General features: G+C 43.0%; 21 protein-coding genes. 5 read left to right on the forward strand and 16 right to left on the reverse strand.

Annotation, left to right across the window (positions count from 1 at the left end):
- Nucleotides 1-22: 22 nt before the first annotated feature.
- The 14 genes from upp to ndhC all read right to left on the reverse strand — a co-directional run bounded on the left by upp (nt 23) and on the right by ndhC (nt 15,890).
- Nucleotides 23-658: a uracil phosphoribosyltransferase gene (gene upp / locus FTU12_RS04130; RefSeq protein ID WP_078192289.1), complete on the reverse strand. Its 636-nt coding sequence runs from the start codon at nt 656-658 to the stop codon at nt 23-25.
- A gap of 126 nt (nt 659-784) precedes the next feature.
- Nucleotides 785-2,329: an NADH-quinone oxidoreductase subunit NuoN gene (gene nuoN, locus FTU12_RS04135; protein WP_078191095.1), complete on the reverse strand. Its 1,545-nt coding sequence runs from the start codon at nt 2,327-2,329 to the stop codon at nt 785-787.
- Between the two features lie 3 nt (nt 2,330-2,332).
- Complete coding sequence (nuoM, locus tag FTU12_RS04140; RefSeq protein ID WP_078192291.1) at nt 2,333-3,946, reverse strand: NADH-quinone oxidoreductase subunit M; 1,614 nt, start codon at nt 3,944-3,946, stop codon at nt 2,333-2,335.
- Nucleotide 3,947: 1 nt separating this feature from the next.
- On the reverse strand, nt 3,948-5,837 hold the full coding sequence (gene nuoL / locus FTU12_RS04145; RefSeq protein WP_180059312.1) for an NADH-quinone oxidoreductase subunit L: 1,890 nt from the start codon (nt 5,835-5,837) through the stop codon (nt 3,948-3,950).
- Complete coding sequence (nuoK, locus tag FTU12_RS04150) at nt 5,834-6,142, reverse strand: NADH-quinone oxidoreductase subunit NuoK (RefSeq protein WP_067665227.1); 309 nt, start codon at nt 6,140-6,142, stop codon at nt 5,834-5,836. The genes nuoL and nuoK overlap by 4 nt, the downstream gene beginning before the upstream one ends.
- On the reverse strand, nt 6,142-6,660 hold the full coding sequence (gene nuoJ, locus FTU12_RS04155) for an NADH-quinone oxidoreductase subunit J (RefSeq protein ID WP_171262661.1): 519 nt from the start codon (nt 6,658-6,660) through the stop codon (nt 6,142-6,144). The genes nuoK and nuoJ overlap by 1 nt, the downstream gene beginning before the upstream one ends.
- The gene (nuoI, locus tag FTU12_RS04160; RefSeq protein ID WP_078191099.1) at nt 6,660-7,202 is read right to left on the reverse strand and encodes an NADH-quinone oxidoreductase subunit NuoI; all 543 of its coding nucleotides are present in this window, start codon (nt 7,200-7,202) and stop codon (nt 6,660-6,662) included. The genes nuoJ and nuoI overlap by 1 nt, the downstream gene beginning before the upstream one ends.
- Nucleotides 7,203-7,220: 18 nt before the next feature.
- Nucleotides 7,221-8,237, reverse strand: coding sequence for an NADH-quinone oxidoreductase subunit NuoH (nuoH, locus tag FTU12_RS04165; RefSeq protein WP_180113804.1), 1,017 nt, complete (start codon nt 8,235-8,237; stop codon nt 7,221-7,223).
- A gap of 3 nt (nt 8,238-8,240) precedes the next feature.
- Complete coding sequence (gene nuoG, locus FTU12_RS04170) at nt 8,241-10,919, reverse strand: NADH-quinone oxidoreductase subunit NuoG (RefSeq protein WP_180113805.1); 2,679 nt, start codon at nt 10,917-10,919, stop codon at nt 8,241-8,243.
- Nucleotides 10,920-10,930: 11 nt separating this feature from the next.
- Entirely contained in the window at nt 10,931-12,262 is a 1,332-nt protein-coding gene (nuoF, locus tag FTU12_RS04175; RefSeq protein ID WP_180113806.1) for an NADH-quinone oxidoreductase subunit NuoF, read from the reverse strand.
- Nucleotides 12,259-12,768 carry an NADH-quinone oxidoreductase subunit NuoE gene (gene nuoE, locus FTU12_RS04180; protein ID WP_078191103.1) on the reverse strand — a complete coding sequence of 170 codons (510 nt, stop codon included), beginning with the start codon at nt 12,766-12,768 and terminating at the stop codon, nt 12,259-12,261. The genes nuoF and nuoE overlap by 4 nt, the downstream gene beginning before the upstream one ends.
- A gap of 14 nt (nt 12,769-12,782) precedes the next feature.
- Complete coding sequence (gene nuoC, locus FTU12_RS04185) at nt 12,783-14,570, reverse strand: NADH-quinone oxidoreductase subunit C/D (RefSeq protein WP_078191104.1); 1,788 nt, start codon at nt 14,568-14,570, stop codon at nt 12,783-12,785.
- 87 nt (nt 14,571-14,657) lie between these two features.
- Nucleotides 14,658-15,335: an NADH-quinone oxidoreductase subunit B family protein gene (locus tag FTU12_RS04190; RefSeq protein WP_078191105.1), complete on the reverse strand. Its 678-nt coding sequence runs from the start codon at nt 15,333-15,335 to the stop codon at nt 14,658-14,660.
- Nucleotides 15,336-15,341: 6 nt separating this feature from the next.
- Nucleotides 15,342-15,890 carry an NADH-quinone oxidoreductase subunit A gene (ndhC, locus tag FTU12_RS04195; protein WP_078191106.1) on the reverse strand — a complete coding sequence of 183 codons (549 nt, stop codon included), beginning with the start codon at nt 15,888-15,890 and terminating at the stop codon, nt 15,342-15,344.
- 568 nt (nt 15,891-16,458) lie between these two features.
- Between ndhC and FTU12_RS04200 the strand changes: the two genes are divergently transcribed.
- Nucleotides 16,459-16,815, forward strand: a complete 357-nt coding sequence (locus FTU12_RS04200; protein WP_180009319.1) for a hypothetical protein — start codon at nt 16,459-16,461, stop codon at nt 16,813-16,815.
- Nucleotides 16,816-16,907: 92 nt separating this feature from the next.
- Here the strand turns inward: FTU12_RS04200 and bfmS are convergent, their stop codons facing one another.
- Nucleotides 16,908-18,569 (reverse strand): sensor histidine kinase BfmS, encoded by a 1,662-nt coding sequence (gene bfmS / locus FTU12_RS04205; RefSeq protein WP_180039654.1) that lies wholly within the window; start codon nt 18,567-18,569, stop codon nt 16,908-16,910.
- A gap of 44 nt (nt 18,570-18,613) precedes the next feature.
- Nucleotides 18,614-19,330 carry a response regulator transcription factor BfmR gene (gene bfmR, locus FTU12_RS04210; RefSeq protein WP_067764711.1) on the reverse strand — a complete coding sequence of 239 codons (717 nt, stop codon included), beginning with the start codon at nt 19,328-19,330 and terminating at the stop codon, nt 18,614-18,616.
- A gap of 588 nt (nt 19,331-19,918) precedes the next feature.
- On the opposite strand from bfmR, the gene FTU12_RS04215 reads away from it, so the two are divergent.
- From FTU12_RS04215 to FTU12_RS04225, 4 genes are all read left to right on the forward strand, one after another.
- Nucleotides 19,919-22,750: a ribonucleoside-diphosphate reductase subunit alpha gene (locus FTU12_RS04215; protein ID WP_180009864.1), complete on the forward strand. Its 2,832-nt coding sequence runs from the start codon at nt 19,919-19,921 to the stop codon at nt 22,748-22,750.
- A 135-nt stretch (nt 22,751-22,885) separates the two neighbouring features.
- Nucleotides 22,886-23,059, forward strand: a complete 174-nt coding sequence (locus FTU12_RS04220) for a hypothetical protein (RefSeq protein WP_180009865.1) — start codon at nt 22,886-22,888, stop codon at nt 23,057-23,059.
- Nucleotides 23,060-23,194: 135 nt separating this feature from the next.
- On the forward strand, nt 23,195-23,323 hold the full coding sequence (locus tag FTU12_RS16410; RefSeq protein WP_257220656.1) for a hypothetical protein: 129 nt from the start codon (nt 23,195-23,197) through the stop codon (nt 23,321-23,323).
- A gap of 142 nt (nt 23,324-23,465) precedes the next feature.
- Nucleotides 23,466-24,749 (forward strand): ribonucleotide-diphosphate reductase subunit beta, encoded by a 1,284-nt coding sequence (locus FTU12_RS04225; protein WP_078191110.1) that lies wholly within the window; start codon nt 23,466-23,468, stop codon nt 24,747-24,749.
- Nucleotides 24,750-24,774: the final 25 nt, after the last annotated feature.

A 24,774-nucleotide genomic window follows, 5' to 3' on the forward strand; every position in this document is an offset into this window, starting at 1 on the left:
TTTTCTGTTCATGATGCAAAAATTAGTCTTTTTGAACTGAACCGAAAATTTTATCGCCTGCATCGCCAAGACCAGGAACGATATAACCGTTTTCATTTAAACCTTGGTCTACAGATGCTGTATAAATGATCACATCTGGGTGAGCTTCATTTACACGTTTAATGCCTTCTGGAGCTGCAACAAGCACCATGACACGAATATCTTTACAACCACTGGCTTTTAGAACGTCAATAGCAGCAACGAGCGATGAACCCGTTGCAAGCATTGGGTCAATAATCATCGCTAAACGGTTTTGTACGTCTGGTACTAATTTTTTGTAGTAAGTACGCGCTTCTAAAGTTTCTTCATCACGCTCTAAACCCAATACAGATACTTTCGCACTTGGAATCAGGTTTAAGAAACCATCCAACATACCAATACCTGCACGTAAAATCGGTACGACTGTTATTTTTTTACCGGCAATACGATCTACAGTTACTTTACCATTCCAACCATCAATTTCATGATCGACCATTGGTAAATCTTTCGTTGCTTCATAAGTCAGAAGCATAGTCACTTCTTGAGCAAGCTCACGGAAGTTTTTAGTACTAATATCTGCACGACGAAGTAAGCCGAGTTTATGTCGAATAAGCGGATGACGGATTTCATGGATAGCCACGGGAGAACACCTAAAAGGTTAAGATAAAATTTCAACCATTATAAAGCTATTTAACAAATGATAAAAATAAAAAAGCCCCCTTTACAGGAGGCTTTTTTGTAATAAGCAAATTAATTGCTTAATTCATTAGTTAAATCCACTTTGAATTAAGCTAAAAATGAACTGTTGTAATTCAGGTGAGATCGCAAAGTATGCCACTTGAGATACTGCAATGATTGGATCTGGATATACACCGATCAACAACACAAGTGCAGCTGCGCCAAGCACCATAATACCACCCACTTTTTGACCCCAATGATCGACAGCGTCGATACGTGGGTTTTCTGGTGGAGTCATGTACATCACAATCATCACACGTAGGTAGTAGTACAAACCGATACCTGAACCAAGGATCACCATCGCAGCTAAGAACCATGAACCACCAGCAACCGCTGTTTTGATCACAAGGAACTTACCAATAAAGCCAGCTGTTAATGGGATACCTGCAAGAGATAACATCATGACAGTCAGTGTTGCAGTCAACACTGGACGACGCCAGAACAAACCACGGTACTCAGCAAGGCTACCTGCTTCGTCTTTGTTGTTGTAAGGGCTAGACATCAGTGTCACAACACCGAACGCACCAATCGTTGTTAATACATAAGTAATCACATACACGTTGACGCTGCTGAATGTTGCAAAGCCTTGTACTTGAACAAAGTCAGTATTACGTGCACTCACAATCGCAACAAGTAAGTAACCAAAGTGAGCGATTGAAGAGTATGCAAGGATACGTTTCAAGTTCACTTGACGTACTGCTAGCAAGTTACCCGCAAGGATAGACAATACTGCAATGATGGTCACGATCGTGATGAAGCTATCAGAAAGGATTAAACCAGAAGCCAAGAAGTAACGAACGAATAGACCGATCATTGCCACTTTAGCCACAGTCGCTAAGAATGTCGCGATTGGCGCTGGCGCACCTGCATACACGTCCGGTGTCCATTTATGGAATGGCGCAAGAGACAATTTAAATGCAACAGCAAATACAATCAGTGCAAGACCAAGGACTACACCCGGTTGGCTGAATGTTGTGAACATTTTGCCTGGTTCAGCAACGAATGCCATTGTACCTGTGTACGCATATACATAAGCCATACCCATCAACAACATCGCAGAAGCAGTTGCTGAAAGTACCAAGTATTTCACACCCGCTTCAAGGGACTGTGAACGTTGGTGTGTATAAGCCAATAGGCCGTATACAGGAATCGACATTAGTTCAAGGCTGATAAAGAATGACGCATAGTGCGAACTTGCAACCATTAACAATGCACCTGTTACAGAGCACAGCATCAAGATATAAAGTTCTTCACGGTTATCTTTATAGGTTTCGATATACGCATGTGACAATGTGCAGCAAGCAAGTGCTGCAATCAAAATAACGAATTGGTACAACATCGTAAATGGATCTACGATGAACAAATTCATTACGTTTGCAGGTGCATACTGCCCTGCAACGAAAACAAAAATAATATAAAAGGCTGCAAGGTTCAGACCGATAACGGAAGTCGTTGCAACTAAATTGTGGTTACGCTTGATTGCAATTAGCAACATCACGACGATCGCAGTTAAAGCCACGATCATCACAGGAGCTAATGGCATAAGCTCAGAAAATGACATTGTGAAGTCCATGGCTTATTGCATCTCCACATTTTCAGGTTGTACAGCAATCTGCTGCACAACATCAACGACTTCTTGAACTGGAATATAGCTATTTGCAATCCACGCCATGCTTGAATTTGAAATATCAAGGAAGCTTTGTGGGAATAGACCAAGCCATACTAGACCAAGAGCACAGATTAAAAGAATCACAACTTCACGCGCATTTAAGTCTTTCAACGGATTTGCGTAATGCTGTTTTTGTTCTTCGTTTGGTGTACCAAACAATGCTTTGTGGATCAGGATTAAACCGTAAAGACCGGCAAATACTAAGCTTACTGCAGCAAGGATTGTATACACAGGGAACTTGTCATAAGAACCCATCAAGATCAGGAATTCACCGATGAAGTTACCTAGACCCGGAATACCTACAAGTGCCGCAACAAAGAACATTAAGAAGAATGAAAGGTATTGGAACTGACCACGAATACCGCCCATCAAACGCATGTCACGTGTATGCAGACGTTCGTAAACCTGACCACACATAATGAACAATGCAGCAGAAGATAGACCGTGAGCCAGCATCATAATCATCAAGCCTTGGAATGTCAGGATGTTACCTGCATACAAAGCAAGAAGTACGAAGCCCATGTGCGAAATAGATGTGTACGCAAGCAGACGTTTCATGTCTGTTTGTTGGAATGCACACCATGCACCGTAGAAAATACCGATTAGACCAAGAATGATCGCGATGTCAGCAAACTGAGCAGATGCTACTGGGAAGAATGGAATTACGAAACGTAAAAGACCATAAGCCGCAGTTTTAATCAAGATACCTGCAAGGTCGACAGAACCCGCTGTAGGTGCTTGCGCATGTGCATCTGGTAACCAACCGTGTAATGGGAAAACTGGAAGTTTTACCGCAAAACCAATGAACATACAGATCATGAATGCATACGCAAGTGCTGGAGCTTTCGCCTCAACAGTGTGTGCAACACTCATCAAGAAGTCATAGTTAAAGCTGATTTGACCGTGAAGTTGGAAGCCAACAACCACTAGACCCAAGATACCGATCAACATGATCAGACCCGCAACCTGAGTATAGATAAAGAATTTAGTTGCAGCGTAAACGCGTGACTTACCTTCTGCCCCTTTATGACCCCAAAGTGCGATCAAGAAGTAGATTGGTACCAGCATCATCTCCCAGAAGAAGAAGAATAGGAACATGTCAATCGCTAAGAATACACCGATCACACCACCTAAAGACCACAGTAGGTTTAAGTGGAAGAAACCAACGTTCTTTTGAATCTCACCCCATGAACAGCCGACCGCAAGTACACCCAGTAATGCAGTTAAACCTACCATAAGCAGTGAAAGACCATCCACCGCAAGGTGAATGTTAATCCCTAAAGTGGTAATCCACGGTAGGTTAAATTGAGCAGCCCACTGTGGAGCTTGTGTACCCAATTCGTAGTTATAAGTACCGCTTTGCCATAAAACGACGGTTAACACCAACGTTAATAGCATACCAATTAAGGCAATATAGCGTGGTAAGTGCTTGTCGAGTTTATCGACAAGCCAGCATACAAAACCTGCAATGAACGGAATAAGGATCAGAGCGGGTAGAATTAAATTGTTTGGAGTTTCCATTTTATTTCCCCACGACCTGAATCACGACCAGGATCAATAGTAATGCAAACGTACCGAATGCCATACTAGATGCGTATTCACGCAATGAACCTGTTTGACGTGAACTTGTAAAGCTATTACCGCCTTTAACAAGTGCAGGCAATACAAGCCATAAGCCGTCAATTGGATCACGACCAAAGATTTTAGCCAGTAGCAAATAAGGCTTAACGAAAACAATGTTGTACAAAGCATCGAAACCAAGTGCATTACGACAGATATTTGCAAGACCCGCGCCCAGTGAAGTTTTCGCGAACGATTTCACTGCACCATAAGCAAATGCAAATAAAACAACACCGACTACAAGACCTGCAAGTGCAATACCAACAGCTGTGTATTCAGCGCTATGCATACCATGTTCTAGCGCTTCTGGAATATTAAACGCTGGGATTTGTGCAGCATTTAAAATATTCGTTACTGGTGCTTTTAAGACATAAGCTAAACCAGTTGAAAGCACTGCAAGAATCGCCAATGGCCCCCAGTAAGTAACACCTTTGATTTCGTGGTAAGGCGTGTTTTCTTTACCAAAGAATACAACCCAAATAAGACGGAATGTATAAATTGAAGTTAAGAACGCACCTGCTACACCAGTCCAGTACAAGCAGTCATAAACTGCAATCGCTTGACCTTTCACCCATACCGCACCAAGAATCGCATCTTTCGAGAAGAAGCCGATCGTGATGAATGGAATCGCAGCCAATGCGCCGCCACCAATCGCGAAACAAGCAAACAAGAATTTGTTTTTATGGAATAGACCACCCATCTTGAAGATGTTTTGTTCATGATGGTAAGCCAAAATCACTGCACCAGAAGACAAGAATAATAATGCCTTGAAGAATGCGTGAGTCAGCATGTGGAATAGACCAGCTTGGTAAGCTTCAGCACCTACAGCCATAAACATATACCCCAACTGACTCATAGTTGAGTAAGCAAGAATACGTTTGATGTCTGTTTGTACCAATGCAGCAAAGCCTGCTACCAACAATGTCACTGCACCCGTGATTGAGATGAACATCATCACTTCTGGCGCTTGTTCAAACACGCTGAACATACGGCTACATAGGTAAACACCCGCTGTTACCATTGTTGCTGCGTGAATCAATGCAGATACTGGTGTAGGACCAGCCATCGCATCTGCCAACCATGTTTGTAATGGGATCTGAGCAGATTTACCTGCAGCACCCAAGAACAACATCAATGCAGTCCAAATTGCAATCGAAGAACTCTGAGCCAAAACTGTTGGCGCAGCAGCCACAACTTCTGCAATGTTTAAAGTGCCGAATTGTTGGTAGATCAAGAACAATGCAATCAGTAAGAATACGTCACCCACACGTGTCACAGTGAATGCTTTAATTGCAGCAAAACCGTTTGCAGGTGTTTGGTAGTAGTAACCAATTAATAGGTATGAACATAGACCTACACCTTCCCAACCGAGGAATAACAACGCTAAGTTGTCACCCAACACTAAAAGCAGCATGCTTGCCACGAATAGGTTGAAGTATGAGAAGAAACGTGCAAAGTCTTCTTCGCCACGCATGTACCATGTTGCAAAGATGTGAATTAAGAAACCCACACCTGTGATCATGCCCATCATCAATAATGATAAGCCATCTAAATGAAGCGTGAAGCCCGGTGCTAAGTTACCTGCACTGAACCAAGTCCAAAGATGCTGAGTTGTTGCAACTGAACCATTATTAACAAAATCGATACCGGCAATTAATGCAAATAAAGCTGAAAGACCAACTGAACCTGCACCAATAATTGCAGCAACTGATTCAGGAAGATTTTTACGACCTGCCGCCAACAGGATAAAACCAATTAGCGGGAAAAGTACTGTTAAATATAAATAACTCATCCGCGCATCTCACTAGCAGCATCCACATCCAGATGATGGAAGCGATGATAGAACTGAAGGACGATCGCAAGACCGATACACGCCTCTGCTGCAGCAAGCGTTAAGATCAAGATAAACATCACTTGACCATCTGGCTGTGCCCATGCGCTTCCTGCCAAAACGAACGCTAAAGCAGCAGCGTTCATCATGATTTCAAGGCTCATTAAAATAAATAGTAGGTTGCGTCGAACCATCACACCGTAAAAACCCAGTGCAAAAAGAATGGTTGCAACGATCAAACCATGTTCTAAAGGGATGTTGCCCATTATTCTTTGTCCTCTTCTGCACCTGGCTCACGTTTGCCAAGATGGAATGCAGCGACGAGTGCGCCAAGCAATAACATCGCAGCAACTTCAACCAGCAATAAGTACTGAGTAAAGAGTGAAGTACCCACTTCTTTCGGACCGACAACTTGAGCACCCATGACAGTGCCAGCAGTTGTGTAGTCTGACTTCAACATCCAAACAAGGATTAGACCCATCAGGAAGCTCATCAACGCAGGATATGCCCACGCTGAAGAAGTCAGCCATTTGCTTTCTTGTTCAACTGTATTTTGACCAAGATTCAGCATCATCACGACGAATACGAATAGCACCATGATTGCGCCAGCGTAAACGATAATTTCGAGAGCACCGGCAAACGGCGCACCCACGATCATGAAGATACCTGCAACTGCAAGTAAAGAGATAATCAAGCTTAATAAAGCGTGTACTGGGTTCGTGTTAGTTACAACACGAACGGTAGAGACGATGGCCACAAGCGCCATCAAATAAAATGGCCACATCATGGTAATAGACTCCGTACATCAACTGGTGTGCTTTCGCGTTGAGCCTGACCTTTATCTTTACCAGCAACAGCCATACCTGTTACGCGGTAGAAGTTATAGTCTGGGTATTTACCAGGACCTGAGATAAGAAGGTTTTCTTTCTCATAAACTAAGTCCTGACGAACATACTCACCTAACTCAAAGTCAGGTGTCATTTGAATCGCAGTTGTAGGACATGCTTCTTCACACATACCGCAGAAAATACAACGTGAGAAGTTGATACGGAAAAATTCCGGATACCAACGACCATCTTCTTTTTCAGCTTTTTGTAGTGAAATACAGCCGACTGGACATGCAACCGCACAAAGGTTACATGCTACACAGCGCTCTTCGCCATCAGGGTCACGCGTTAACACGATACGACCACGGAAACGTGGTGGTACGATGTCTTCCGCTTTAACCTCTGGATATAAAATGGTGTCACGTTTACGTGTCGCGTGTGAGAATACCATCCACAACGAACGTACAATTGACCCAAATCCAGCTAGAAATTTAAACATTTTATTCTCCCTGCTGTCTTAGGCCTGATTCATCAGAATCACAGCACCAGTTACCAGAAGGTTAACCAACGCCAATGGCAAGCAAATTTTCCAACCAAAGTTCATGACTTGGTCATAACGTGGACGCATTAAAGAACCACGAGCCAAGACAAACATCATGACAAAGAATGCTGTTTTAATAATGAACCAGAACGCAGCTGGAATGAATGGAATATCTAGGTTGAAAGGCGCTAACCAACCACCGAAGAATAAAGTCACGATTAATGCCGAGATCAGTACAACGTTGACGTATTCCGCAACGAAGAACATACCCCATTTCATACCGCCGTATTCAACATGGTAACCTTCCGCCAATTCTTGTTCTGCTTCTGGTTGGTCAAATGGATGACGGTGAGTTACCGCGACACCCGCAACCACGAAGATCAAGAAACCTAAGAACTGAGGAATAACAAACCAAACATCACGTTGAGCTTCAACAATTTCACGCATGTTGAATGAGCCTGCAATCGCAACCACACCCATCAGTGAAATACCCAAGAACACTTCATAAGAAATGGTTTGAGCAGCAGAACGTAAACCACCAAGTAATGCGTATTTGTTATTTGATGACCAACCACCGAACAATACTGCGTATACCGCAATACCAGCCATTGCCATAAAGAACAATAGACCGATGCTCATGTCTGAAACACCTAGATAAGGTGAAACAGGAATAACCATGAACGATAGCACCGCAGTTGCCATCGCAACTGCTGGAGCCATACGGAAAGTCAATTTGTCAGCAAATTTTGGTGTCCAGTCTTCTTTGAACATGATTTTCAGCATGTCGGCAACAATCTGGAACATACCGCCCGGACCTACACGGTTCGGACCGTAACGGTCTTGCCACAAGCCGAGTAAACGACGTTCAATAAAAGACATCAACGCAGCAATCAATACCACAACCAGTAAGATCACAATTGCTTGAAGAACTGAATAGGCGATTGGCCAGTTTTCAGCCCACAGCGGCATTTGACGGATTAATTCTTGTTCCATGAATTACACTCCTACCGCGACTGAAACAGGTTCTGCAAGCGATACTGTAGGTGCTAGACCCACTGGGTAACCGATATAACCTGTAGGTAAGTATTCAATCACTTGAACTGGAAGGATGATTTCTGCATCCCCTGCTTTCACAGCGATACGTTGACCATCTTGAACATTTAAGCGTACTGCATCTTGCTCACCCACAGCAAACATTGCTTCAGGAATACGTGATTCCATCGCAGGTGTTTTCACTGTAAATTCACCAGAAGCGAAGATGTGATGCATCGGTACAAGACGGAAGCTTTCACCATTAACCGCAACAGGTGCAGGTGCAACGAAAGTACGTGCTGGACGTTTCGCTAAACGATCGAATAAACGAACGCCTGCATCACCACCTTTTAAATGACCACCCACGTTGTCTTGGAATTTGTTCCAAGCTTGTGGAGAGTTCCAACCTGCAGACCAAGCAAATGGTACAAGTGAAGCTGGAGTTTGGTTACCTACATAACCTTCCATAGAGAACGTCAACGCAGAGTCTTTATCGACTGGTTGTTTTGGTTCATGAATAGAAAGTGGTGCGCGCATCGCTGTACGACCTGAGTAACGACGTGGTTCACGTGCCACTTTCAGACCATGTACACGGAAGCCAGCATCTGGTGCGACATCTTGAATCGCTTCAAGTGCAGGAACGTTTTTCGCTACTGACTCGATCACGTCATCAAGAAGTGTCCAAGAAATGGCTTTGCCTTTCACGCCAGTTTCAATGGCATGTAACCAGCGCCAAGATTCTTTGATCGCAAGTTCAGGTTTATAGTAGCTTGGGTCATACACTTGGTAGAAACGTTGTGCACGGCCTTCTTGAGAGACAACAGTACCGTCACCTTCAGCAAATGAAGCAGCAGAAAGTACGATGTTGGCTTTCTTCACAGTTTCAGTTTCAGAATGATCAAGTACAATCACTTCTTTACCAGAAAGTGCAGCATTCACCTGAGCGGCTGGTAAACGACGATAAAGGTCATTTTCCACCACGATCACGGTATCGTAATCTTGTGCAAATGCTTGTTCTAAGCTTTGACCACCAAAGATCGCTAAGCCCATTGAGTTCACTTCAGGAACAGTCAATGTTAAGCCCGCATTACCAAGGTTCTGTGCAACTTGTGCAGCAGCTTCCATGATTGATGGGTCTTGCAAGCTTGTACCAGAGATGATTAATGGTTTTTTCGCAGCTTTTAAAGTGTCAGCAATGGTTTGTGCAAATGCTTTTGCATCGTCATCCAAACCTAAGATCACTTCACCTTTGACAGCAGCAGCGACCGCAAAACCTAAACGTGCAATGTCGTTAGGTGATGCAACAACTTCACCTGTTGCAACATCAGCTAAACGTGTTTGAGTTGCAGCAAGGATGTAAATCGGAGATTTGGCATCTTGAGCAATACGTTGTACAGGCTCAGCCAACCACTCTTGCGTACGGCGCTCTGCAGCCATTTCTTTGGCTTTATTTTTCGCAGCTTGGCGAACAGATAGAGCCATACGTGGTGCAGTTTGAGTTAAGTCTTCACCCAAAATCAACACAGCATCGTAGCTTTCGATTTCACGCATACCTGGGTTATAAACACCTTCGGTTTGCATGATAGAAGCTGCAAGCTCAACAAGTTTTTGCTCTTTTTGAGACATACCCGTTGAGAAGTTGTCTTGACCTACAAGTTCGCGAAGCGCGAAGTTTGATTCAAGTGACGCACGTGGTGAACCGATACCCAATACTTTTTTGCCTTGGATATTTTCAATTACGGTATCCAATGCTTGGTCTACAGAAACTGTAGTTACATTTGCACCAGAACGGAATTGTGGTTGACGTGGACGATCTTCACGGTTCACATAACCTGTACCGAAACGACCTTTATCGCAAAGGAAGTATTGGTTCACGTCACCGTTAAAGCGGTTTTCTACACGACGTAGTTCGCCATAACGTTCACCTGGAGAGATGTTACAACCTGAAGAACAGCCTTGGCATACGCTTGGCGCATACTGCATGTCCCATTTACGGTTATAGCGTTCAGAGTGAGTTTTATCTGTGAATACACCTGTTGGGCACACTTCAGTCAAGTTACCAGAGAATTCAGATTCTAAAGTACCTGATTCTGGACGACCAAAGTAAACACGCGAAGCGTTTGCATACACACCAAAGTCCGTACCACCTGCATAATCTTTGTAGTAACGCACACAACGGTAGCACGCGATACAACGGTTCATTTCATGAGAAATGAAAGAGCCTAGCTCTTGGTTGTAATGCGTACGTTTTGTGAAGCGGTAACGACGACGGTCATGCTGAGTCATTACAGTCATATCTTGTAAATGACAGTGACCACCCTCTTCACAGACTGGACAGTCGTGTGGGTGGTTGGTCATCAAGAATTCAACAACAGAAGCACGGAAATTCTTTGCTTCGTTATCTTCAATCGAGATGTAGGTATTGTCAGATGCAGGCGTCATACATGACATAACTAAACGACCGCGAGTATCTTCAGGATTCGCGTATTGAGTCACAGCACATTGACGGCAAGAACCGACAGAACCTAAGGATGGATGCCAACAAAAGTATGGGATGTCGATGCCAAGGCTAAGACATGCTTGTAGCAAGTTCTCTGAGCCGTTGACTTCATACGATTTTCCATCGACATGAATTGTAGCCATAGTCGAATTCCTTAAGCTTGTTCTACGTTGCTAGTTTGAGCTGCCGCATTTACGACTTTAGCTTCAAACTCGCCACGGAAATGTTTGAGTGCGCCCATTAACGGTTCCATCGCACCTGGAGCATGCGCACAGAAAGTTTTACCAATCCAAAGCTTACGAGTAAGTTCTTGTAAGTGATCGATATCTTCTTTCTTACCTGTGCCATCTTCCAAGGCTTTAAGCGCTTTAACCGCCCAAGGTAAGCCATCACGGCATGGTGTACACCAACCGCAAGATTCACGCGCAAAGAATTCTTCTAAGTTACGTGTCGCAGAAACCATACACTGAGTTTCATCAACCACCATGAGCAAACACGTACCTAAACGTGAACCTGCTTTCATGATGCTTTCAGCATCCATAGGAAGGTCAATGTGTTCAGCAGCAAGGAAGTCTGTAGAAGCACCACCCGGTAACCATGCTTTGAGTTTTAAACCATCACGCATACCACCGGCATGATCTTCAATCACTTCACGCGCAGTTGTACCAAATGGAAGTTCCCAAAGACCTGGGAAAGTTACCTTACCTGATGCACCGTAGATTTTAGTACCTGGATCTTTCGACTTACCTTCAGATAAACCGATATACCATTCAGGGCCACGAAGCATAATTGCGGGTAAGTTGTTGTAAGTCTCTACGTTGTTAACAATCGTAGGACGACCCCAAGCACCTGCAACTTGTGGGAATGGCGGTTTAGTACGAGGGTTCGCACGGCGACCTTCAAGCGAGTTAATCAATGCAGTTTCTTCACCACAGATATAACGACCCGCACCGGTATGCACGTGTAACTCAAAGTTCCAACCTGTACCTAGGATGTTTTCACCCAAGTAGCCTTTGGCACGAATTTGGTCCAATGCTTCATTTAAGTATTGAGCCGCTTCGATGTATTCACCACGGATGAAGATATAACCCTGTGTTGCTTCTAATGTATAAGCAGCAATCAACATACCTTCAATCAACTGATGAGGAAGTTTTTCCATCAACAGACGGTCTTTAAAGGTACCTGGTTCCATTTCATCGGCATTACAGATGAGGTAACGAGGGCCTGAGTTATCATTTGGCGCCATAAGCGACCATTTGATCCCTGCTGGGAAGCCCGCACCACCACGACCTTTTACAGTCGCAGCTTTGATTACTTCAAGCACTTCTTTCGGTTGCATGCCAACAGCTTTCTTAAAGCCAGCATAACCTTCAAGTGCTTCGTAAGCATCTGCACTGCGTACGTGTTCCTGTTTGCTCAAACGCCAAGTTAATGGGTGAGTTTCTGGGTTACCGTCGCCATAAATTGGTTTTGGTTCAGTATTCATACATACTTCTCCAATAACTGTTTAATTGAAGTCACTTCAACTAGACCGTGAGTGTCTTCGTCAATCATTAACGTCGGACCTTTGTCACAGTTACCTAGGCAGCAAATTGGCAATAAAGTAAAGCGACCATCTGCAGTCGTTTGACCAAATGAAATGCCTAATTCACGCTGGAATGCTTCAGCAAGTGTTTCCGCGCCCATCAAGAAACAAGCAATCGAGTCACATAATAAAATTACGTGGCGACCAACTGGTTGACGGTAAATACGGTTATAGAAAGTAGCAACACCTTCTAAGTCTGCAAGGCTCATGCTAAGCAATTGAGCAATAGCATTCATCTGTGCATCATCTACCCAGCCATTACGGCGTTGTACACACTTCAGCGCATCAAGACATGCTGCGCGTGGGTACGGATAGTGACCAATGTGATGTTCGATATCGTGGATTTCTTCCGCTGTTAAAATCCCTTCAACGTTCACACGTGGTTTTTTGTCAGTCAAAATCATCATAATGCGATTACCCCTTAGCGATCCACGTCAGCCATTACGACGTCAATTGTCGCTAAATAAATGATTAAGTCAGACATTAAGCTGCCGTTAATCACAGAAGGCATTTGCTGTAAGTGCGTGAAGGTTGGTGTACGGATACGTGTACGGTAACTCATCGTTGACTTGTCTGAAGTCAAGTAGTAGTTCGACGCACCTTTTACCACTTCCGCCATTACAGAGCTTTCGCCTGCTGGCATTACAGGACCCCATGACACGCTCAAGAAGTGCGTAATCAATGTTTCGATGTCTTGTAAAGTTTTATCTTTTGGTGGTGGAACAGCCAATGGATGGTCTGCTTTGTATGCACCAGAAGGCATGTTGTCTAAACATTGTTTGATGATTTTCAGTGATTCTTCAATTTCACGGAAGTGAACAAGAACACGTGCATAAGCATCGCCTTCGTACTCTAAAGGCACATCGAAGTCGTAGTTTTCGTAGCCGCTATAAGGACGGTATTTACGAACGTCGAAATCAATACCTGTAGCCCGTAGACCAGTACCCGTTACACCCCAAGCCAATGCTGATTTTGCATCGTACTGAGCAACGTTACGTGTACGACCGATAAACACTGAGTTTTTCAGTGCTGCAGTGTAGTACTCGTTCATACGCTTCGGCATCCAATCGAGGATTTCGCGAATGAGGTGCTGCCAGTTGTTTGGCAAGTCGTGCGCTGTACCACCGATACGGAACCATGCTGGGTGCATACGGTAACCCGTGATCGCTTCGATCGCGTCATAAATTTTTTGACGGTCAGCGAACATATAGAATACTGGGGTCATACCGCCGGCATCCTGAATCGCAGTACCAATGAACAACAAGTGGTTATTGATACGGAACAATTCAGACATCATGACACGGATACATTGTGCACGATCAGGAACCGTAATCCCTGCCATTTGCTCTACGCCAAGAACGTAAGGCATGTTTTGCGCACAACCACCTAAGTAGTCAACACGGTCTGTATACGGAATGAATGAGTGCCATGTTTGACGCTCAGCCATTTTTTCCACACCACGGTGGTGATAGCCGATGTCAGGAACACAGTCTTTCACTTCTTCACCGTCCAACTGCAAGATCACACGGAAGGCACCGTGCGCAGATGGATGGTTAGGACCCAAGTTTAGGAACATGAAGTCTTCATCATCGTTCCCACGCTTCATACCCCAATCTTCAGGTACGAAACGAAGATGTTCTTGTTCGTAATCCTGTTTCGCTTGGTTTTGGCGATAAGGCGTGTATTCAGTCGCACGTGCAGAATATTCTTTACGTAACGGGTGACCTTCCCAATATGTTGGCAACAAGATACGACGGAGCATTGGATGCCCTTCGAAGTTGATACCAAACATGTCGTAAGCTTCACGCTCGTACCAGTTGGCATTCGGCCAAATATTGGTTGCCGTTGGAATGTTTACATCATTCTCAGCTAATGCAACCTTGATACGAATATCACTGTTACGCTCTAACGATAACAAGTGATAGAACACAGTGAAGTCAGATGCAGGCAGACCATCGCGGTGTGTACGTAAACGCTCATCAACCGCAGACAAGTCAAACAGCATCACGTATGGACGTGACACCGTACGCAAGAACATTAAAACTTCTTGTACACGTGCGCGCTCAACCCAGACTGTTGGAAAGTCTTCAAAAGTCGTTTGCACGTAGAAGTTCTCACCAAATTTGGTTTTGAGCTCTTCTACAATTGCAAATGCAGGGCGGGAATCAACTGGAGTTGATTCTGGCATAGCAATGTCAGTTTCAGCCATTGGCTTGGCTTCCTATTTAATACAAATTCAGTCAATCAAAACGACAATTACACCCAGTCCGGGTGTATCAATATTTCGTCGCAGTGATTATTTAATTTCATCCATTGAGCGTAAGTTTTTCACTGCAATACGCTGTGCGTTCTTACGGTCACGTTCTGGCATCATCTTTGGCTTATACACTGGCTTAAGATCATCACCAATCACGGCCGATAAAGGACGGCGCTCAAGTTGAATCTGGTCTTGCAATAACATCAATGCCTGAATTAAAGCTTCAGGACGTGGTGGGCAACCCGGGATATACACATCGACAGGGATGATTTTATCCACACCTTGTACAACTGAATAAATGTCGTACATACCACCAGAGTTTGCACATGCGCCCATTGAGATTACCCATTTAGGCTCAAGCATTTGCTCGTACAAACGTTGAATTACAGGCGCCATTTTCATGAAGCATGTACCTGCAACAATCATCAAGTCAGCCTGACGTGGTGAAGCACGAATAACCTCGGCACCGAAACGTGACAAGTCATGCACGCCTGTTAAAGTCGTTGCATACTCTACGTAGCAGCAAGATGTACCAAAGTTAAACGGCCAAACTGAGTTTTTACGACCCCAGTTTACTGCTGTATGTGCAACATCCTCTAAACGAGTCATGAACACATTTTTATTCACTTCTTCTTCAAGCGGATCGGTAACGATTTGACGCTCTTGAAGTGGATATTGATCAGCATCCGGATTCGCACGGGTTAATGTATATTTCATCCCGTCTTACTCCTTGTCAGATGATGCAGTCGGTGACTTAGATTTCACACGACCAGATGATTGCGCTGGAATTTGACCTGTAGGGTCCATAACCAACTCTTCAATAGAGTTAAAGCGTGTGATTTCTGCGATGTCCATATTTGGTGAACCAATTTTCAACGCTTTACCTGCAGCTTTACGCTTATCAGAAGGCGCCCAATCTAATGCACCTACTTTTACCGCGTAAATTAAAGCAATCAATAAATCGACCACAAAAATAACCACGGTAGTAAAACCAAACCAGCCTGCTTCACGAACAGAAGTAGACCATGCATATAGATAAAGTGCTTCGATATCAAACACGACGAAGAAAATTGCAACTAAATAGAATTTCGCAGACAAGCGAATACGTGCACCACCAGCACCTACTACACCTGACTCAAACTGCTCTTGCTTAGCACGACCCCATGATTTACCCCCAAGGAGTAAAGGGACGGTCAGCATAAAGACGCAAAGGAATGTAACGCCGATCACGAAGGCAATAATTGCCCAATCGTATGGAGTAATGGCACTCATGCGGGGATAACTCCTGGCAGGCCTATTTATTAACAAAGAATGTATGTATTGGCCTTCAAATACACCAAACACAAAATTAATCCCGCCAATTGTACCCGATTGAGGAGGCTTCTTGCTAGCTTATCGGTATTCGTCTTTAGGATGATTTTTTAATCATTTCAGCATTTAAATTGGGTTTACTCCCTTAAAATTAGGATTAATCGCTTAATTAGATTAGATCGTATTTTTTTATTAATTATTACATTTATGTGATTTTATCAGAAAATTATGACTGTTCAGTTTTATAAACAAACCCCCTCATTTCTCAACATACACAGCAAATTTGCCGCATTTTTATCAACTGTGTCATTTATTAAATAAATACTCCCCCACCTCAACTTTGTTACTTCTTTATTCATCTCCTCTGATTTTGGTCTGTTCTTAAAATAAAAACCGAGCTGTATTGGTTCTATGTAAAAAGACATTTTTTTAGCTTCTTGTGGCTTTTTTGCAATTCTTTGACACGACCTATAAAGAGTGTGATATTTGTAGTTAAAACACAAAAAGCAATCACAACGGAGAGACAATAATGACTTTAGAATTTACGCATAAACCTGATTATTTTCTATCTGCGCAATTGGTGATTCACCATATTAAAAACTACTTAGATAAGCACCCTGATGCTCAAAATGCCATTTTTGATTTACGTGATATCTATGAGTTATTACGTCAAGATTTAGCTTCTGCAACCACCAACCTTAGCGGGATTATGAATATTGTAGATGAATATAAAATTGAGACTCTAAACGGCGACCAAAAACTCATTAGCAATTATTCTATCGATGCTAAAAACAACTCTTTACTCATCGATTTCAATGCAGATGCCCTTGCTGCTCTGAAAAATGGCAAACCCATTATTGAACCTGATGCAACGATTACCGAATAAATAAAAACCTGATGTAAAAAAGCCATTCAAATTGAATGGCTTTTTATATGTACCACTCGCTAAATACAGCTGAGTTAGATTTCTTAGGCTGTTTAGCTTTCATTGGCACTAAGCTCTTTACCATCTAGCTTCGGCTTATTCTTCTTAAAACGTGTCGCAGGCCATGTCATGGTAAAACGCGCCCCACCCAATGTTGGACTTCCATCAATACCAACTGTTCCACCAAACCAATAAGCAATACGGCTAACAATCGATAAACCTAAACCATAGCCCCCTGAAGCACGGGTACGACTATCATCTAAGCGTGCAAAGGCATCAAAAATACGCTTACGATCTTCTTCTGGAATGCCGGGGCCATCATCTTCAACACAGATATAGGCCATGCCTTCATCATTCACACCACCACTGATCAGCACTTTATCATCACAATAACGCACTGCATTACCCACCAAGTTTTGTACAACGCGATGTAAATAGCGACGCTCGGTTTCCACAATCACCCCAATCGGTGGTGCTTGCAATTCCAAGGTTTTCCCTGTCTTTAAGGCTTCGGTTTCAATCAAGACCTGATCTAAAACTTCAAACAAGCTGACATCTTCAAACTCTAAAGATGGCATGCCCTGTTCGAGCTTGGCATAAGTCATGATCTCATCAATCAAGGTATTGAGAGCTTCGATATCTTTGTCGATTTGTTCAACTTGCTGCTGACGGTAGTCGTAGTCGTCTTCATCCGCCATCATTTCTACACCAAAGCGAATCCGCGCCACAGGTGTTCGCAGTTCATGCGATACCGCGCGCATCAACTCACGCTGTGCTTCAATTAAACGTTCAATATGATCTGACATTGAGTTATAGCTCGATGCCAAGGTACCAAATTCATCGGTACTTTCGACAGGCAGACGTACAGATAAGTCCCCGCCCTTCATTTTATTTAACGCATAATTTACAGCACGTAACTTACGTTGCATCGGCACCAATAGACCATAAACACCCAAGCTCAAGACAAATAAGCTTAGTAGCGTAATACCGGCTGCCAACTGGAAAGGCATCCAATTAAATAATGGTACCGGCCCCATGACCAAGACTTCTGAAGTTGAACTTGGAATTGGCGATACAATCGAAATGGTCGTGCCGCGCTCCGTCGCACTGTCACGATACAAAATAATGCTGTGATCTAAGCGTAATCGGCCGATTTGCTCAGAATCTAAAGGTAAACTCTGAACATTTTGAATTGAAATTGGATATGAAAAATGATGCTGAATTTTTTCAAGATATTGTTTTTCTTGACCTGGGTAATAAACCAAATAATCCAGTATAAAGACAGGCAACGCCTTCATTTGGCGTTCTGAAATATTATCGGCTTTGATATACAGCAGATGCGCAGGGTCATCTTTTAAGCCAATAATAATATAGGCTGCCGTCGTTTGTGCATCCCAACGCACTACAGCTTTACGCTCTTCTATACGTTTTGTTTCCGCTCGGGTTAAATCAACCTGATTAGCTTTTACATAATAAATAGGCAACTCAAGTAGATCAGATGCATCTGACACCCAATCTGACTTTTGTTGTTCATTTGGCTGACGTGCAATACCTTCACTTATAATGAAAGCCAAACCGTCAGTAAGCGATTCACGATATTCTTGCGCGCGCTGGTAGTTTATGATTTGCACCAGCAAATAGCCAAATGTAGCGACTAAAAAGACTAAAATCAGTAGCCCCGCATAAACGCGCAAAAATATACTGTGTTTAAACACGTAAAAGTGTCCTACTTTGCCAAACTAAGGGACGGTATTTTACATTAAATGCCGTTGGTTTCTTTTACGAATAAATAACCTTTACTACGTACGGTCTTAATGCGTTTCGGGTTTTCTGGATCATCACCAATTTTTGGACGAATTCGCGAGATACGCACGTCAATTGAACGGTCTTGACCATCGTATTCAATACCACGCAGACGCTCAAAAATATCTTCACGAGAAAGAATGCGACCCGCATTAGATGCCAACAACCATAAAAGGTCATATTCTGCACTGGTAAAGTCAACCAACTCATTATTGAGTGTGACAGAACGACCACCATTATCAATTACAAGATCATCAAATTCGATGCGCTGTGCAACTTCATCTTCTGGTGCTTTGTCTGTACGACGTAATAATGCACGAATACGCGCAAGTAAAACGCGAGGTTGAACAGGTTTTGCAACATAATCATCTGCACCCATTTCTAGACCCAACACTTGGTCCATGTCTTCGGTACGTGCAGTCAACATTAAAATTGGTTGATGGTAGTGTGGACGAACTTCACGACAAATGGTTAAACCATCGGCACCCGGAAGCATCACGTCGAGTAATACCATATCTGGTTGTTCAGCGATAATACGGCGAATCGCACGATTACCGTCTGGTTCTACCCCAACTTCAAGTCCGTTACGGATTAAGTATTCTTGAGTTAAACGAGCAAGACGCTCATCGTCTTCAACAATTAAAATTTTAGGTAACTTTTCTTCTTGGCTCATTGATTGCCCCTTATTTGATTGGGCGTATCCTATTTGAAATCCGATAGATACGCTTAAACATAGTTTGCAATATACACACGTTTACATTGTAAACAAGATGGCATTCACCAAACTGATACATCAATATCGTATTTTGTAATAAATTTTAACCTGCTACATTTTTGCAGCCGTATTTACCAATCATTTCCATGCCCTATTGCTCACAATACCAACAATTATAAATTTGGATACATTTTCATCGAATAAAAACTGACTGATTAATTCACAACTTTTTAGGCTTTCTGAAGTTATCCACAATGTTATCTATAAGCACTCTTTTTCGAGTTTGCTATGCTATGCCCTTGTCGGATAAGGCATATATAACAAAGATAAAAAATAGGGATTTTTTGAGATGGATTTCTGCCAGAAATATTCAAAGCATTTAGTAAAATGTCAATATTGATATACCCTGAATTTTCCCGTATCTTGTGTTCAATAAATTTTTAAACCACTAGGTCTTGTGTTTAAACCTCAAACACTGTGGCATAAAAATTGCCCAGTTCAAACGGTCCTAACATAAAAATAGATGACAAATGGAGCTATGCTAGCATGAGCGTAACGAATTCAACCCCTGGTCAAATTCAGGTGATTAAACGCACCGGTGACGTTGCACCTTTTGATGCAGAAAAAATCTCTGTGGCGATTGGTAAAGCGTTCTTGGCCGTTGAAGGCCAGCAAAGCGCTGACTCCAGCCGTATTCATGACCGTATCTCTCAACTAACTGAGATGGTATTGAATACCTTTAACCGTCGTTTACCTTCTGGCGGTACCATTCATATTGAAGAAATTCAGGATCAGGTTGAACTTGCGCTTATGCGTACAGGTGAGCAAAAAGTTGCTCGCTCTTACGTGATTTACCGCGAACAACGTGCCGAAGCTCGTAAACAAACTGGTGCTCACCACCACCCTACTTTACAAGTGACAGGTTCAAACGGTCAGCTTAAACCGCTTGATCTTGGCGCACTTGAGGCAAATATTGTTAAAGCAGCTGAAGGTTTAGAAGGCATCGATGTTCGAGCGATTATCGATGAGACTGTAAAAAACCTTTATAACGGCGTAAAAGAGTCAGACATCTCAACAACTATGATGATGGCTACTCGTACACGTATCGAACAAGAACCAAACTATACATATGTGACTGCGCGTTTATTGCGTAACGACCTTGTTGCTACAGGGTTAGAGTTCTTAGGTTTAGATAGTGACACGAATGAAGGCGACGCTTTAGAAACTTTCTTGAAGAAAGGTATCGAGCTTGATCTTCTTTCTCCAGAACTACTTAACTTTGACCTTGCAAAATTGGCTGCTGCGATTCAACCAGAACGCTCAAACCAATTTACTTATTTAGGTCTACAAACTTTATTTGACCGTTACTTCATCCACTCAGATGGCGTACGTTTCGAATTACCACAATTATTCTTCATGCGTGTTTCAATGGGTCTTTCATTGAACGAAGAAAATCGTGAAGAACGTGCAATCGAATTCTATAACTTATTGTCTAGCTTCGATTACATGGCGTCTACTCCTACGCTATTTAACTCTGGTACTTTACGTCCACAGTTATCTAGCTGTTACTTAACAACGATTTCAGATGACCTTTACAACATTTATGGCGCAATGCGTGATAACGCAATGTTGTCTAAATGGGCGGGTGGTTTAGGTAATGACTGGACGCCAGTTCGTGCGCTTAACTCGTACATCAAAGGTACGAATGGTAAGTCACAAGGTGTTGTACCGTTCCTTAAAGTTGCCAACGATACTGCTGTTGCAGTCAACCAAGGTGGTAAACGTAAAGGTGCAGTATGTGCATACCTTGAAACTTGGCACTTGGACATCGAAGAATTCCTAGAACTTCGTAAGAACACAGGTGATGACCGTCGTCGTACACACGACATGAACACAGCGAACTGGGTTCCTGACTTGTTTATGCAACGTGTATTCGAAGATGCTGAATGGACTCTGTTCACACCATCTGAAACACCTGATTTGCATGACCTAACAGGTGCAGAATTTGCTGAACGCTATGCTTACTATGAAGGCATTGCGAAAGAAACCAACATGCTACATAAGAAAGTCCGTGCGAAAGACTTATGGCGCAAAATGTTGTCTATGTTGTTTGAAACTGGTCACCCTTGGATCACATTCAAAGACGTATGTAACTTACGTTCACCACAACAACACGTTGGTGTAGTTCACTCTTCTAACTTGTGTACAGAAATTACGCTGAACACTAACGAAGATGAAATCGCAGTATGTAACTTAGGTTCAATCAACCTTGTACAACACGTGCAAGGTGGTGTGTTAGATCGTGAAAAGCTTGCTCGTACAGTTAAAACTGCTGTTCGAATGCTCGATAACGTGATTGACATCAACTACTACGCTGTTCCACAAGCTCGTAACTCGAACTTGAAACACCGTCCAGTGGGTATGGGTATCATGGGCTTCCAAGATGCTTTATACGAAATGAAATTGGCTTATGGTTCTGATGCTGCGGTTGAGTTCGCTGACGAATCTATGGAAGTGATTTCTTACTACGCAATCCAAACGTCTAGCGACTTGGCACTTGAACGTGGTACTTACGAGACATTTAAAGGTTCACTTTGGGATCAAGGTATCTTGCCAATTGACTCTTTAGATATCGTACAAAAAGCACGTCCTGACCGTATGTTCGAAGTTGACCGTACAACACGTTTGGACTGGGATACTTTACGTACTAAAGTTCAAAAAGACGGTATGCGTAACTCAAACGTGATGGCGATTGCACCGACTGCAACCATTTCGAACATTTGTGGCGTGTCTCAATCAATCGAACCAACTTTCCAAAACTTGTATGTGAAATCTAACCTTTCTGGTGAATTCACAGTGATCAACCCGTACCTAGTACGTGCGTTAAAAGATCGCGGTCTTTGGGATTCTGTAATGGTGAACGACCTGAAACACTTCGAAGGTTCGGTTCAAAAAATCGCACGTATTCCTGAAGAGCTTAAAGCAATCTTCGCGACTGCGTTCGAAGTTGAACCACGTTGGATTGTTGATGCTGCATCACGTCGTCAAAAATGGATCGACCAAGCTCAGTCTCTTAACCTTTACATCTCTGGTGCAAACGGTAAGAAACTCGACATGACGTATAAAATGGCATGGTTACGTGGTCTAAAAACCACTTACTACCTACGTGCATTGGGTGCGACGTCTGCTGAGAAATCAACCATTAACACTGGTGCATTGAACGCGGTTAAGCCTGCTACTGTTGCAGCACCTGTAACTGCTGTTGCGAAAGAAGAACCTAAAGCTGAAGTTGCTGCTGAAGAAGAAGGTTTTGGTCAAGCAGCTCCAGTGCCAATGGCATGTTCAATTGACAACCCTGATTGTGAGGCTTGTCAGTAAGTTAACCCATTTAGGAATCAACCGAGATTTTCTCATTATTGCGGTATTAGCAATGGTTGATTCTTATGAGTGGTTAGCATAAGAACTCACTTTATTGCTAATTCGTTATGATTGATTCCCTTAGAGGAAAAGAACATGTCGAAAAAGCTCAAAGAATTTAAAAAGAAAGTTCGCATTGTACGTAAAGAAATTCAAACCTTTTGCTTCACATGCTTACTTCCTTGCTCAGTAGCAATATTTGTTTCCATAAACCAAACGAATGAGCAAAATATTGAAGACATTAAGCCAACTACCCAGGTAGTTGCTTAATAATAAATCCTCCCTAAGTCCCCCTTTTGCAAAGGAGGACTTCCGTGAAGCATTTAAATTCACGTGAAGCCCCTCCTTTATTAAAGGAGGGGTTTGGGGAGGATTCAAAGAAGATAAATAAAAAAGGAAACCACCATGCCACATATGACGCATAACTATCAGTTAGGGCTTATTGCTTTGGTGGTTTCCTTTATTTTGACTTTTTATGTCCCGATCGCCTATTTCTGGTTTAAGGCATATAAATCGCGTAATCAAAATAAGTAGTGGGGATATTTGCTCTACCGAACACTTTTAGAGCAGTGATCGACAAAACTTAATTTTGCTTACACAAATTGAGCGTATAGTAGGACATCTCAGCGACGCTGGATGTCTATAAAAGATATAAAGCAACGAAGAGAGAACTGTTATGTCTATCCTAAGTTGGGACGATTTCGAAGATGATGAACCGAAACAAGCTGCACAAGCTCACCAGCCTGCGCCCGTCGAACCGCAAAAAACGACTGATTCGCAAGTGGTATCTAATGCACAGCACTCATCGCCGAATTTGGCAGCTGCACAACCCGCTCGAACCAGTACAAATCGACCAACAGATCCAACCGATCCGTTGGCAAGAGCATCTAACGCTCTAGAAAATCTAGACGTTGCACCTGGCTTAGAAGAGCTAGAAATGGGTGCTCAGCGTGTTCAAGTTGACGATAAAGCGATGATCAACTGCCGCGCAGACTTAAACCAACTTGTACCATTCAAATACGAATGGGCTTGGCAAAAATATCTAGACGGTTGTGCAAACCACTGGATGCCGCAAGAAGTGAACATGAACCATGACATCGCACTTTGGAAGTCTGAAAATGGCTTAACCGAAGATGAGCGTACTATTGTTATGCGTTCTTTAGGTTTCTTCTCGACTGCGGATTCATTGGTTGCAAACAACTTGGTTCTTGCAATCTACCGTCACATTACCAACCCTGAATGCCGTCAGTACATCTTACGTCAATCATTTGAAGAAGCGATTCACACGCACGCTTACCAATACTGTATCGAATCTTTAGGTATGGACGAAGGCGAAGTCTTCAACATGTACCGTGAAATTCCTTCAGTGGCTCGTAAAGCGGCATGGGGTCTAAAATATACACAATCTTTAAGTGATCCTACGTTCAAAACAGGTACACCTGAAAACGACCAAATCTTGCTTCGCAACTTGATCGCGTTCTACTGCGTACTTGAAGGTATCTTCTTCTACTGTGGTTTCAGCCAAATCTTGTCTATGGGTCGTCGTAACAAGATGAATGGTGTTGCTGAGCAATTCCAATACATCTTACGTGATGAATCTATGCACTTGAACTTTGGTATCGACATGATCAACCAAATCAAGATCGAGAACCCTCACCTATGGACTGCTGAGTTCCAAGAAGAAATCATTCAAATGATTCTTGAAGGTACAATGCTTGAAATCGAATATGCACGTGACACTATGCCACGCGGTGTATTGGGTATGAACGCAGGCATGATGGAAGAATACTTGAAGTTCATCTGTAACCGTCGTTTAAGCCAATTGGGCTTACCTGAACAATTTGCAGGTGTGAATAACCCATTCCAGTGGATGTCAGAAATGATGGACTTACGTAAAGAGAAGAACTTTTTTGAAACTCGCGTAACGGATTACCAAACTGGTGGTGCGTTAAGCTGGTAATAAATTTTTCAGCGAAATATCAAAA

Source organism: Acinetobacter sp. YH12063, from assembly GCF_013419715.1.
Classification (GTDB): domain Bacteria; phylum Pseudomonadota; class Gammaproteobacteria; order Pseudomonadales; family Moraxellaceae; genus Acinetobacter; species Acinetobacter amyesii.